General features: G+C 48.3%; 15 protein-coding genes. 9 read left to right on the top strand and 6 right to left on the bottom strand.

Annotation, left to right across the window (positions count from 1 at the left end; translation table 11 throughout):
- The first annotated feature begins 28 nt into the window (after positions 1-28).
- Both KIU71_RS09570 and KIU71_RS09565 read left to right on the top strand, forming a co-directional pair.
- Complete coding sequence (locus KIU71_RS09570) at positions 29-712, top strand: hypothetical protein (protein WP_214131061.1); 684 nt, start codon at positions 29-31, stop codon at positions 710-712.
- On the top strand, positions 712-1536 hold the full coding sequence (locus KIU71_RS09565; RefSeq protein ID WP_214131060.1) for a hypothetical protein: 825 nt from the start codon (positions 712-714) through the stop codon (positions 1534-1536). The genes KIU71_RS09570 and KIU71_RS09565 overlap by 1 nt, the downstream gene beginning before the upstream one ends.
- Positions 1537-1538: 2 nt before the next feature.
- On the opposite strand, the gene trkA is transcribed toward KIU71_RS09565, so the two are convergent.
- Genes trkA through def form a run of 4 tightly spaced genes read right to left on the bottom strand, consistent with a single transcriptional unit; the run spans position 1539 to position 5719 of the window.
- The gene (gene trkA / locus KIU71_RS09560; RefSeq protein ID WP_214131059.1) at positions 1539-2918 is read right to left on the bottom strand and encodes a Trk system potassium transporter TrkA; all 1380 of its coding nucleotides are present in this window, start codon (positions 2916-2918) and stop codon (positions 1539-1541) included.
- A 28-nt stretch (positions 2919-2946) separates the two neighbouring features.
- Positions 2947-4275, bottom strand: a complete 1329-nt coding sequence (gene rsmB / locus KIU71_RS09555; protein WP_214131058.1) for a 16S rRNA (cytosine(967)-C(5))-methyltransferase RsmB — start codon at positions 4273-4275, stop codon at positions 2947-2949.
- Positions 4272-5207 (bottom strand): methionyl-tRNA formyltransferase, encoded by a 936-nt coding sequence (fmt, locus tag KIU71_RS09550; RefSeq protein WP_214131057.1) that lies wholly within the window; start codon positions 5205-5207, stop codon positions 4272-4274. The genes rsmB and fmt overlap by 4 nt, the downstream gene beginning before the upstream one ends.
- Positions 5208-5209: 2 nt before the next feature.
- Positions 5210-5719: a peptide deformylase gene (gene def, locus KIU71_RS09545; RefSeq protein WP_214131056.1), complete on the bottom strand. Its 510-nt coding sequence runs from the start codon at positions 5717-5719 to the stop codon at positions 5210-5212.
- Positions 5720-5888: 169 nt separating this feature from the next.
- Between def and KIU71_RS09540 the strand changes: the two genes are divergently transcribed.
- From KIU71_RS09540 to aroE, 7 genes are all read left to right on the top strand, one after another.
- Positions 5889-6956 (top strand): LysM peptidoglycan-binding domain-containing protein, encoded by a 1068-nt coding sequence (locus KIU71_RS09540; protein ID WP_214131055.1) that lies wholly within the window; start codon positions 5889-5891, stop codon positions 6954-6956.
- Positions 6957-7002: 46 nt separating this feature from the next.
- Positions 7003-8142, top strand: a complete 1140-nt coding sequence (gene dprA, locus KIU71_RS09535; RefSeq protein ID WP_214131054.1) for a DNA-processing protein DprA — start codon at positions 7003-7005, stop codon at positions 8140-8142.
- Position 8143: 1 nt separating this feature from the next.
- The gene (locus KIU71_RS09530; protein WP_214131053.1) at positions 8144-8620 is read left to right on the top strand and encodes a DUF494 family protein; all 477 of its coding nucleotides are present in this window, start codon (positions 8144-8146) and stop codon (positions 8618-8620) included.
- A 23-nt stretch (positions 8621-8643) separates the two neighbouring features.
- Positions 8644-9198, top strand: a complete 555-nt coding sequence (locus KIU71_RS09525; RefSeq protein WP_214131052.1) for a DNA topoisomerase family protein — start codon at positions 8644-8646, stop codon at positions 9196-9198.
- Between the two features lie 3 nt (positions 9199-9201).
- Positions 9202-10134 carry an oxygen-dependent coproporphyrinogen oxidase gene (gene hemF / locus KIU71_RS09520; RefSeq protein WP_214131051.1) on the top strand — a complete coding sequence of 311 codons (933 nt, stop codon included), beginning with the start codon at positions 9202-9204 and terminating at the stop codon, positions 10132-10134.
- A gap of 150 nt (positions 10135-10284) precedes the next feature.
- Complete coding sequence (locus tag KIU71_RS09515; protein WP_214131050.1) at positions 10285-10968, top strand: OmpW/AlkL family protein; 684 nt, start codon at positions 10285-10287, stop codon at positions 10966-10968.
- Positions 10969-11099: 131 nt separating this feature from the next.
- The gene (gene aroE, locus KIU71_RS09510; protein WP_214131049.1) at positions 11100-11927 is read left to right on the top strand and encodes a shikimate dehydrogenase; all 828 of its coding nucleotides are present in this window, start codon (positions 11100-11102) and stop codon (positions 11925-11927) included.
- A 13-nt stretch (positions 11928-11940) separates the two neighbouring features.
- Here the strand turns inward: aroE and KIU71_RS09505 are convergent, their stop codons facing one another.
- Both KIU71_RS09505 and KIU71_RS09500 read right to left on the bottom strand, forming a co-directional pair.
- Positions 11941-12180 carry a hypothetical protein gene (locus KIU71_RS09505; RefSeq protein ID WP_214131048.1) on the bottom strand — a complete coding sequence of 80 codons (240 nt, stop codon included), beginning with the start codon at positions 12178-12180 and terminating at the stop codon, positions 11941-11943.
- Positions 12181-12241: 61 nt separating this feature from the next.
- Positions 12242-12778: a gamma carbonic anhydrase family protein gene (locus KIU71_RS09500; RefSeq protein ID WP_214131047.1), complete on the bottom strand. Its 537-nt coding sequence runs from the start codon at positions 12776-12778 to the stop codon at positions 12242-12244.
- Between the last annotated feature and the right edge of the window lie 206 nt (positions 12779-12984).

The raw sequence follows: 12984 nt of genomic DNA, 5'->3' as shown, positions 1-12984 counted from the left end.
AAAACCTAGCGAAAAGGAATTCTATATTATGTCTCCTGCCTTACAAAATTATGTATTTTATCCCTCTACAGCAACGTTGATATTCATTCACTTTCGCACTGTTATTATTTTCACGCTTTTATTCTTCTTACCTGTATTAGCCAATGCTCAAGACGGGTTTGATGATGAAGAAGTCGTTGTTTACCTGAAGAAAATCCGAGATGCACAAGGAAATTATCTTTCTACGGTTACAAAGGCTGCTGCTAAACACATTAATAGTGGTGGTGAGTTTAAAGCTAAACGTTACCGCCGAGATGCGAAAGGTCCCGTGATCAGTGTTGCCTCACCACAGTTTCAATTCGCTGAATACAAAGATGGCATGAGCACCAAAGAGATGGCAACAGCGGGATTAAGCTTGGTTTCAGAGGTGGGTAGTCTTTTCGGGTTTGGAGAAGAAGCCGCTAAGGTTGCAGAAGTCAATTCTTCACTTAATCGTGATAGTGCGTTGTTAGACGCTTGGGGTGATAATCAACAAGTCATGGTGACGATGAATTCTTCCGTTGAACTCATTGAACCGAGCACGGGCGTCGAAATTACACGCACAGTGCAATTCGAAAAAGTCTATGATTCGAAAGCAACGTTTATGAGTGAGCGCGACACAATCATACAAGATGCGGTGCTCGCTGAAATTAAACTTGTGCTTGTTGAGTACATCGAAGACAGTGAATTCTGATGCGGTATACCAGAATTGGGTACGCCATCGGTCTGTTGAGTTTACTGTTCTTTCTGAATCAGGCTCACGCAAGTAAGCAGTGTTTGCAGGCAGATCCAACGTCGGCAAGCGACGTGTTTGAGTGTATTAGCACGGCTACCATGAATTCTCACAATGCAACTAACCCCTTTGGGATGTTACCTAAAACACAATGTAATTTGCTTCAGGAGACTTATCGAAACGTATTGCGAAAGAATGGGCTGAACGCTGAGGAATCTGCTGAAAATATCCCTGATTGTCGCGTTTTGGCTCAGGCGTTAGTTAAGCTTAATGGCGAACCTCCTGTATGGTCATCTTGTTTGAACTATGACGGTACAGCGACCCATATGTTAACGTGCCTTACAACTACGCTTAAGACTACGAGCAATAGACGCGCAACGGCTTCTCTTTCCAACTGTGCCGCCGCCAATATGCTCTACGAGCTGATGCTACGCAGCGTATCGGAACCGCAGAGGATGGGCGAGCTGCCAGACAACTACGAGCAGATCAGTTGCGATGCATTTCTGGGTCAATTAACTGAAATGGATGAAAATGTTGATGAACTTCCCTGTGCTGGGTTCTCTAGGGAGACCATCAATAGCCATGCGAAGCAGTGCTTAATGTCGGAACCGCGGCTTCAGAATGCGAGTATCAAACCAACTTGTCAGATGTTACGCCAAGTCTATCAAGCAAAATTGATCACCGTGTATGGTAAAGTGCCAGAAGGGTATCGTCTATTGCCATGCTCGGTATTGAACCCAATTGCTGATGAATTGCAGGTGCAAAAATCAACAAGCGCGAATTAACGTTAACCAAAGAAGAACGCGCTAGGTTGGAATAGCTTCTCTACATCGCCAATGAACTTTTTATCGACGAGAAACAAAATAACGTGGTCGTTTGCTTCGATCACGGTATTGCTATGAGCAATGATCACCGCATCATCACGTACCACAGCGCCAATCGTGGTGCCCGGCGGTAGTTTAATGTCTTTAATTTCGCGCCCGACCACTTTTGAGGTGTTTGCATCGCCATGTGCAATCGCTTCGATAGCTTCGGCTGCTCCGCGCCGCAAGGAATATACATTAACAATATCACCACGCCGAACGTGTGTGAGCAGAGCTGATATGGTTGCTTGTTGTGGCGACACGGCAATATCGATTTCACCGCCTTGGACCAAATCAACATATGCGCTACGTTGGATCAGTACCATCGCCTTTTGTGCGCCAAGCCGCTTGGCCAACATCGCTGACATGATATTGGCTTCATCGTCGTTAGTTACAGCAATAAAGGCGTCAACCTGTTCAACGTTTTCTTCCGTTAACAGCTCTGAGTCTGACGCGTCACCGTGAAAGACAATGGTTTTGTCCAGATGTGCGGCAAGATATTTGGCGCGCTCGTGATTGTACTCAATCAGTTTTACATTGTGCTTATGTTCAAGCCGCTTCGCGAGCCCTGCACCGATCAGACCACCACCAGCAATCATGATGCGCTTGTAGCTGGACTCCAGCTTTTGAAGTTCGCTCATTACGGCCCGAATATGCTTGCTGGCGGCGATGAAGAATACTTCGTCATCAGCCTCAATAATGGTGGTACCCAAAGGACGGATTGGTTTACCGCGACGATAAATAGCGGCAACGCGAGTCTCTACGTTGGGCATGTGTTCTTTCAATGCGGACAGGGCATGGCCTACCAACAGACCGCCGTAATAAGCCTTCACCGCAACCAAGCTGGCCTTTCCTTCGGCAAACTCAACCACTTGCAGCGCTCCAGGGTAATCGATAAGGCGCTTTATGGCTTGAGTCACTAACTGCTCTGGTGCGATAACATGGTCGATAGGGATATCATCTGGCTGAAATAGCGCTTCTTGATGATTCAGATACTCTTCGGAGCGTACGCGCGCGATTTTAGTCGGTGTGTTGTAAAGACTGTGCGCTACTTGGCAGGCAAGCATATTGCTCTCGTCACTGTTTGTCACGGCAATGAGCATATCAGCGTCTTCGGCCCCGGCTTGCTTTAACACATCAGGATGAGAACCCACACCTGTGACGACTTTAAGATCGAGCCGATCTTGCAGTTCTCGCAGAGTCTCGTTGTTCGCGTCGACAACGGTGATTTCGTTCTTTTCGCCAACCAAGTTTTCTGCCAGGGTTCCACCAACTTGTCCTGCGCCGACTATGATAATTTTCATGCGTTAAGTACCCGCAACCAAGAGCCTGTTATTGTTTTGATAGCGCCTCCGACTTTATCAGTCTGGCGTAATAGAAACCATCCATTTGTTCTTCGCCGGGCAGTATCTGACGGCCGGGGAACTCAACTGTTTCCGAGTCTGTGATGGGATCAAGCTGGGCATCAGCGGTCTCAGCCAAGAACCGCTGCACTTGTTGGGTGTTTTCGGACGGCAAAATTGAGCAGGTTGCATACAATAGTGTGCCCCCCGGTTTTAAACAGCGCCACAGAGCGCGCAAAATCGTTGCCTGTACGTTGACCAGTGTGTCGATGTCGGTTCGTTTACGCAGCCATCGAATATCGGGGTGACGACGGATGACGCCGGTAGCGGAGCAGGGAGCATCCAATAAAATGCGGTCAAACGCGATGCCATCCCACCAATCATCAGTGAGTGCGGCGTCCGCGCAGAGTAAGGTGGCGCTGTGTTTAAGCCGATTCAAATTATCTTCTACACGCTTCAAACGCTGTGCGTCATTATCAAGGGCTACGCAGTCAATGGTTGGGGCAATTTCCAGCAAGTGACTCGTTTTTCCGCCGGGCGCTGCACAACAGTCTAAGATGCGTTCCTGCGCTTGAGGCGCCAAATAATGCGCAGCGAGTTGTGCGGCGCCGTCTTGCACCGCAAACCAGCCGTTGTCATAGCCGGGAAGTTGAGTGATATCTCCAACGCCTTGCACAATAACTGCCTGAGGGTGATTAATTGATAATTCAACAGAAATCTTCTCAGCAGCGAGCGCTGCAGCAAAATCTGTGCGCGAAATCTGCATTTGATTCACGCGTAACCAAAGCGGCGCAGGGCGGTTACTAGCATCTAGAATGAGGTCTTTATCCGCAGGATAATGTTCAGCAATAGCCTGATAGATCCAATTCGACATGCCAGCTAGGGCAGCAGGATTATCTGGTAGAGTTTGATGCATTTTGTCGCGTTGGAATTGTCTCAACACGGCATTAACCAAGCCGCGTAACGAATCTGCACGCAGCAGTTTCACCGCATTGACGGTTTCTGAGATAGCAGCATGTGGCGAAACTCGAGAAAATGCTAGTTGGTACAAGCCCACCATGAGTAAGTGTTCAACGACCTTTTTATTCCCTTTCAGCGGTTTTTGAAGCAGCGATCGTATCCAAAACTGTAAGGTGGGAAGGTGGCGTAGGCAGCCAAAAACCATTTGCTGGAGCCATGCTTTGTCGCGTGACTGTGCGTAAGCATGCTGTCTTTCAGACAAACAATGTCGGCTCGACTGCCCTTGCTCTAGAATGGCATGCAAGACTAAGGCTGCATCAGCTCGCAATTTTGCGGCCTGTTTTTGCGCTTGACTCACTTGAGTAATGTACCCGTGGTGAACCAATCAGCGCGACCATTTAGTACTTGCGCAGCGTGAGCGGGTTTTTTGCCGGGAAACTGCAATTGCTCTAGGCGTAAAACACCGTTGCCCGTCATCACGCAAATACCTTCTTTATCTGCATGGACAATCGATCCTGCTTGAGCCGAGCCGGGTGAAACTGTGTCGATGATACTGCTTTTCCACACCTTGATAACGGTTTCGTTATGAGTAAACCAAGCCACTGGCCAAGGGTTAAAAGCACGCACGTTACGCTCCAACTGAGCAGCGCTTTGCTGCCAATCAAGCTCGGCTTCGGGTTTGCTCAGCTTTTTCGCATAACTGGCTTGAGCGTCATCCTGCGATTGTGGTTGGATGGCGTCTAATTGCGCTAGCGTGTGGATTAATGCGGTGGGGCCGACCTCTGCAAGTTTTGTGTAAAGCGAAGCACTGGTGTCGTGGGCAGCAATAGCGACTTCTTGTTTGTATAGCATCGCGCCTGTATCGAGCCCTTCGTCCATCTGCATGATCGTGACGCCGGTAACTGTGTCTCCAGCCCAAAGCGAGCGCTGTATTGGTGCAGCGCCACGCCATTTAGGTAATAGTGAGCCATGTACATTCAGGCAGCCTTTCGGAAGCGCAGTTAGAATAGAGCGCGGCAGTATAATCCCGTAGGCAACCACCACCATCACATCAGCGTTGAAATTACGTAGTAACGCTGCCGCTTCTTCTGAGCGTAGTGATTCGGGCTGCAATACGGGTAAATTGTGCGCTGCTGCGACTCGCTTAACCGGACTGGCTTGCAACTGCTTGCCGCGGCCTGCGGGTCTATCTGGCTGGGTATAAACTGCAACGATTTGATGCTCAGTGTTCAGCAACGCGGTGAGATGCGTCGCAGCGAAATCGGGTGTGCCAGCAAAAATGATGCGCATGATTATGCTCGAGCCGAGAGGCGAGCTTCTTTCTCAAGCTTTTTGCGGATCCGCTGTCGTTTCAGTGGCGATAAGTAATCTACAAACAACACGCCGCTTAGATGGTCCAGCTCGTGCTGAATACAAATCGCTAATAGGCCGTCAGCCTCGAGTTCGAAAGTGTTACCGTCTACATCAAGCGCACTGACTTTTACCCACTCTGCGCGCTCCACCTTGGCGTAATTACCAGGAACAGAAAGGCAACCTTCTTCGCTGATGGTACTTCCTTTCTTATCAATGATTTCTGGATTAATAAACACGCGAGGTGTGTCCTGCGTTTCAGAAACATCCATAACGACAACGCGGCGATGCACGTTGACCTGAGTTGCAGCCAGGCCGATACCATTTTCTTCTTTCATGGTTTCAAACATGTCACTAACAAGCTGCTTAACTTCAGCGTCAACCTTTTCAACGGGCTGCGCAACGGTGCGTAACCGCTCATCAGGAAAACTTAAGACTTCTAATATTGCCATCGTATTTATCAACTACACTCTTATTCAGTATCAATTCCCATACGAAACGTGACATAACACGCTTTACATGGTGTAAAACGCTATTATTCTAGCGCATTACCGCGTTTGTATGCAGGGTTTCTTAGGAAATTTGCATAAAGACCGATAAAGAGTCTCTGAAGAGGATGTTATGCGAAAACTAAACTTATTTGCATTGTGGCTGATAATGCTGGCACCAATGTGCTGTTTTGCACAGCAGATTGAAGTCAAGCCAACGGCACCTGATACCTACGTGGTAGAACAGGGTGATACGCTATGGGACATCTCAAGTTTGTTTTTGAATGAACCGTGGCTGTGGCCGGAGTTGTGGCGCACTAATACACAAGTCCTTAATCCTCATCTCATTTATCCCGGTGATGTGCTGCAATTAAAGTGGCAAGATGGTCAACCCTATATCGCGCTCACGCGCTCAGACAAACGCCAAATTAGGTTATCTCCCAGCGCATCGAGAACCACGAAGGCGGGCGCTATTCCTCTGTTGGCTTGGTCGGCGATAGCCCCCTATTTAAACAATGACTTGATTATGTCAGTCGATGACTACGACCGGCTTCCGCATCTGCTTGGGAACACGACCGGTGACATTCGCTTTATTTCAGATGACATTGTATTAGCGAGAGCACGAGGCCGATCGACAGATCAGTACAGTGTGGTGCGAAAGCAGGATACGCTATACGACCGCTTCGGAAATGAAATTGGTATTCAGGTTCGCCACGTTGCTGATGCTGCGGTCACTGATGTCCAACCTGAGTCTGAGTGGTTGGTTAAAGTGCAGCAAAGCAATTACGAAGCGAAGCGGGGTGACAAACTGTTTCAGCAAACGGTACAAACGCCAGAACAAATGGAGCTAGTGCCAGCCTCCCGCAAGGTGAGAGGTGAGGTGGTTAGTAATCTGCATCAGCGCAGCCTGTTAGGAAAGCATGATGTTGTGATCCTTGACTTAGGCGATCGAGATGTCGTGCCCGGCATGGTGTTAGGTATCTACCTTCAGGGGCCCACCATCTACGACGGTGATAAGCCGCAATATGATGACGAAAGCCATGTATTGAAAAGTGCGTTTGATGATGGCAACACCATTACGCAGCCTGCACTGAAAATCGGTGAGGCCATGGTCTTCAAAACGTTCGATAAAGCCAGCTACGCCATGATCACACGAGCGAGCGAACTGGTTAAAAATGGTGCCATTGTTGGGGCGCCTTAACTAACGCACCTTTATCTGATGACAAGGGTGCCACGGAGGGCACTTGATGGCATCGCCACTTGAACAAACCTGCTCGGCGCATCACGCTTTTTTAATCCGGCTGTCGTATAGTGTTTCAGGGGGGCCGAGACGACTATTTACACTGCTTAACGCGGAAAAGCTGACCCTACCTGAGATTGCGAAACGCACACCTGCTCAGTTGGCGCGAATGGGTTTCTCTCCTGCGGAAGTCAAGGAACTTTGTAGGCCGCTAAGGGATCTTGCAAAGCCCGTCAAGCAAGCGTTGTTATGGCATCACCCCGAGTTGGAGCAATATGTTGTCTGCATTCATGATGATGACTATCCACCGTTGCTGAAACAGATTGCTTCTCCGCCATTAGTTCTATTTTTGCAGGGTAATCGAGCCCTTTTAACATCACACCAGATAGCGATTGTCGGCAGTCGCTATACAACTCACACAGGTAAAACGACAGCGCACCAATTAGCGCACTCACTTGCCGGTCGAGGAATAACCGTGACAAGCGGTTTGGCGATGGGTATCGACGCAGCGGCACATCGAGGTGCGTTGGCGGTTGGCGGCCGCACACTGGCGGTTCTGGGCTGTGGGATCGACCAAATCTATCCGAAACGCAACCATGCGCTGTATGCTGAAATAACCAAGAATGCAGGGTTGTTGGTCAGCGAATTCTTCCCCGGTACTTCCGCAAAAGCAGAGCATTTCCCGCGGCGGAACCGAATTGTGAGTGGGTTGTCTCTTGGCACAGTGGTGGTAGAGGCTGCATTAAAGAGTGGCTCATTGATCACTGCCAGAATGGCCCTGGAGCAAAACCGAGATGTGTTTGCTGTGCCCGGCAATATTCAGTCTCGCAATTCAGAAGGGTGTCATTACCTGATCCAACAAGGCGCAAAGCTTATCCTCAATGATGAAGACATTCTTGAAGAATATCAGCACCTTAATCTAGCCGGTATTCAACCTTACCTTGAAGTCACGAAAAAAAGTCCCACATCGGGCTTGGCATCGGAAGCATTGTTAGCTAGTGTAGATTATGACGTTACAGAAATAGACGTCATTGCCAAACGCAGCGCGCTAGCAGTTCAAGATGTACTGGCGCAATTATTAGAATATGAGTTGCGAGGTTTAGTAGCGTCGGTTCCCGGTGGCTACGTCAAATTGAGGGGAAAATAATATGTTCGATATCCTCATGTACCTGTTCGAAAACTTTATCCATAGCGAAACTGAAATTCATGTCGATCAAGATGAATTGACCGAAGAGCTTGTGCGTGCAGGTTTTCACCATGATGAGATATACAAAGCGCTAGCGTGGTTAGAGAAGCTAGCAGCGTTGCAAGAAACAGATATTAAGCCTTATTTAACCAAGGGCGTGGTTTCAAGCGTTACACGCGTGTATACCTACGAAGAAGAAATGCGCCTTGACCTTGAGTGTCGCGGTTTCTTAATGTTTCTAGAACAAGTTGGTGTGCTTGATGGGAGTACTCGGGAAATGGTTATCGACCGTGTTATGGAGATAGACGCAGCCGAGTTTTGCTTAGAGGATCTCAAATGGGTGGTGTTAATGGTGCTGTTTAATGTACCAGGCAAAGAGAATGCCTATGCGCAGATGGAAGATCTCCTGTTTGACGATTCAAATGGTGTGTTGCATTAAACGCGTTTTTTGTTCGGCATCGCGTGAGTAAAATTGATCATGCTCTGTTTGGAGCACATAATCATGCCTTAGCGGATGCTTTTGGTGCGTGCCCCAAGTGTGACGCGCAACTGGTGATCAGGCGCAGTAAAAAAGGCGCTTTCATCGGTTGTGCAACCTACCCCGAGTGCGACTACACCAAACCGTTGCACGATACCGAAACACAAACGCTGAAACAGATTGACGGTTCTCTTTGCCCTGAGTGCGAACATTCATTGGCCATAAAGAAGGGGCGGTATGGGCTGTTTATTGGCTGCACCAACGCACCAGAGTGCCACCACATCACATCGCTTAAACCGCAAGCGAACACCGAGGTTAACTGTCCGGCTTGCTCAGCGGGGAAGTTAGTCAAGCGAACTAACCGATTCGGTAAAGTCTTTTATAGTTGCAACCAATATCCGCGCTGCAAATACGTGGTGAATCATAAGCCGGTTGGCAATAGCTGTAGCCAGTGCGGATGGGGTATACTGGTAGACATCAACAATCAATGGCAATGCCCACAACCAGACTGTCACTATACGCAGCCAGCACAGAAGTAATCTATGAGTAAAACGTCATATTCACTTGACCCCATTTCGCCAGTACAAATAGACCAAGTTAAAACTTACCTCTTGTCCCTTCAGCAATCGATTTGTTCGGACCTAGAGCGCATCGATGGTGCCGGACAATTTAAACTTGATGAATGGCAGCGAGAAGAAGGCGGCGGCGGACGCTCCAGAGTGCTAACGGGTGGGCATGTTATCGAGCAAGGCGGAGTTAACTTTTCTCATGTATTTGGCAATAAAATGCCAGCGTCTGCTACCGCTGCGCGTCCTGAGCTGGCCGGCAGGCAATTTCAGGCCATGGGGGTTTCGTTGGTTATCCACCCGAATAACCCCTACATCCCAACATCTCATGCAAATGTTCGATTTTTCGTTGCTGAGAAAGCGGGCGCTGATCCGATTTGGTGGTTCGGGGGAGGATTTGACTTAACGCCGTTCTATCCATTTGAACAAGATGTGGTGCATTGGCATCAAGTCGCGAAAGACTTGTGCGGGCCTTTCGGGGAAACGGTTTACAGTGAGTATAAAGCGTGGTGTGACCGTTACTTCTACTTACCGCACCGCAATGAAACGCGTGGTGTTGGAGGGTTGTTTTTTGACGACCTCAATCAGTGGGGTTTTGAAAAGAGCTTCGCTTTCATGCGAGCCGTTGGAAATGGCTATACCCAAGCCTACGCGCCGATTATGCAGCGTCGTAAAGACACACCGTATGGTGAGCGCGAGCGCCAGTTTCAGTTATATCGTCGAGGTCGCTACGTGGAGTTTAACCTTGTTTACGACCGGGGAACTTTATTCGGCCTGCAGAGCGGCGGGCGAACCGAGTCGATCTTAATGTCAATGCCTCCTCTCGCGCGGTGGCAATATGCCTATCAACCTGAACCAGAGTCAGCCGAAGCACAATTACAGTCTTGGTTAAAGCCAGCTCAGTGGTAATTGTCCGGCGAAACATGCTGCTCTGATTGATGCAGATCAACGTTAATAGGTATCAATTACCGCATCTATTTAACTGTTGTTCCAGATCAATTTTTATCTCTGCGAAACGCCTATAGTGCGCACATCAATTGTCAATGCAGAGAGAAAGTAATGAAAAAATCAATATTGGCTGTCGCCGTCGCCACACTATTTACCAGTCATCTTGTGGTGGCTTACGATAAAGGTGATTTTGTTGTTCGGGCGGGCGTGACTCGCGTTGCACCGGACGAAGCGACGTCAAACGTCAGTGTGGCAGGTGGCGACCTAGGTTTTGGGCTTAACATTAGCAACGATACCCAGTTAGGGTTAAACGTAGCCTACTTTTTTAGCAATAATTTGAATGTCGAAGTTCTCGCCGCGACGCCATTTACGCATGACGTGCATGTGAATAACAACCCGCTTGGTCTTGGTAAGCTTGGCGAAGTTACACACTTGCCCCCGACCGTGACGGTAAATTACTTTTTTAACCATCACACCGCGCAGTTTCAGCCTTACGTTGGTGCGGGCTTAAACTACACTTTCATTTATGATGAAGCGTTTACTGATTCAAACGAGTCACTTGGTTTTAGTGACTTAGGGCTTGATAATTCATTTGGCTGGAGTGCTCAAGTTGGGTTTGATTACCGGTTGGGCAGCAAATGGCTTATCAACGCGTCAGCGCGTTATATCGCTATCAGTACAGATGCAACATTTACCTTAAACAACGCTGCACTAGGCGCTGCGAATGCGCCCGGTAGTGTCGGTGTAGATATTGATCCTTTTGTCTACACGGTGTCAGTGGGTTACGCATTCTAGCGTTTAGGTATATGTGTAAAGCCTCTTATCATTTGGTGGTGATGAGGCTTTTTCATTTTACCATGCAGATACAAAATGCAGGCGATTTGCGCTATCGTGCGTTGTAATAGACGCTCAATAATACAGATAAGATGATCAAGCTCGCCGTTTTTGGAAACCCCATTCAGCAAAGCAAGTCTCCTCAAATACATCATGCGTTTGCGCGGCAATGCGGCCTCTCGATTGATTACCAGCCTTTGCTGGTGGAAGAAGGGCATTTCAACACCATGGCAAGGGCTTTCCTGAGTCAAATGGAAGCGAGGGGGTGTAATGTCACTGCTCCATGCAAGCTTGACGCACACGCTTTCGCGGATGCGTTAACGCCTATTGCCGAACTGACCGGCGCGGTCAATACCTTACATAAGCAGCCAGATGGCGTGATCTTAGGTCACAATACGGACGGTGGTGGATTGATTGACGATATCCTTTCGCAGCACATTCGTATTCACGGGTCTCGAGTGCTGTTAATTGGCGCTGGTGGTGCGGCAAGAGGGGTGTTACCGAGTCTGTTAGCTGAAATGCCAAAGCATCTGACTATCGTTAATCGAACGGTTCATAAAGCCAACGCGCTAGAAGCCATTCATCGTGCAGTGCGGGCTCCATCGTCACTGTCTTTGGAATCGTTTCATACATTGACCGAGGATTCGTTTGATATCATTATTAATGCAACATCGTTGAGCCTAACCAATCAGGTACCTGAGCTTCTACCCTCTATCGTTAAAGGATCTCAACTGGTGTATGACATGGTGTACGCGCCACAAAGAAAGCCATTTTTAGACTGGGCGCTGGATAACGGTGCGACGGCTGTGTCGGACGGGCTAGGTATGTTGGTGGGGCAGGCGGCGTTAAGCTTCGAGATGTGGACTGGCCATAAACCAGATAGTGCGGAAGTAATTAAACACCTACGCCAGCAGTTGTAGCCCGTTACATCACTTAATAGTGTTCGCCCCAATCAGTGATGTAGCACCCGAAAGACTCTCGATACACTGAACTGAGTGGCGTCGCATGTCGTGAAGGCTGCCCTAGTACACTAACGTCAGCAGCGTAAGGGTTATTCTGAGAGCCGTCATTGACCCATGCTAACCAACCTGGCGCACCACCAAATACCTGCTCACACTCCAGAGCCGTTAATTCCCGCACATGAACATCCTTTTCAACATTGATAAGAGACATCTCACTTTAATACTTTTTATTGTTACTACCACTGTACTGACGACACGTTTAATTCACTGGTTTATCCATGCTCATCGATATACTCATTTTTGAGCTTGACGTAGTTAACCGCTGACTGTTTTAAGAAACTGACTTCGTCATCAGTTAATTTGCGACGCTGAGTCATCGGGTTGCCCACATAGAGGTATCCACTTTCCAATACTTTATTGGGAGGCACTACGGTGCCAGCGCCAATAAAAACATCGTCTTCAATAACAGCACCATCCATGATAATCGCGCCCATGCCGACAAGAATTCGATTGCCTAATGTGCAACCATGCAACATACATTTATGCCCTATAGTGACATCATCACCAATGATGAGTGGGAACCCTGCGGGAAAGCGCTCCGATGTGCGGGTGACATGCAATACTGAGCCATCCTGAACATTGGTGCGCTCGCCAATGCGAATATGATTTACGTCGCCACGGGCTGCAACCAAGGGCCAGATACTGGTGTCTTTGCCCAGTGTGATGTCACCATACAACACGGCACTGTTATCGATGTAACAGTTTTCTGCGAGTGTCGGTGTAATACCTTTATATGCGTGTAATGCCATTACTAATCCTTAATTTTCTATAGCTAACCGAGTTCGGTTGCCCAAAAACGTCTATTAAAACGCCTTTTTGATTACAGTTCAGTCAAAAGATCACAAAACTATCTTATTTCTGAAATATTTTATAAAAACTGGTTGACGATGAAAAACCTATCTGTACAATGCGCATCTCGCTTCGGGGAGCAAGCCAAGCAAACGAAAAAAGTTAA

Origin of the sequence: Alteromonas oceanisediminis (assembly GCF_018474025.1) — a bacterium.
Taxonomy (GTDB): Bacteria; Pseudomonadota; Gammaproteobacteria; order Enterobacterales; family Alteromonadaceae; genus Alteromonas_E; species Alteromonas_E oceanisediminis.
This window is presented reverse-complemented; position numbering and strand designations above follow the sequence as displayed.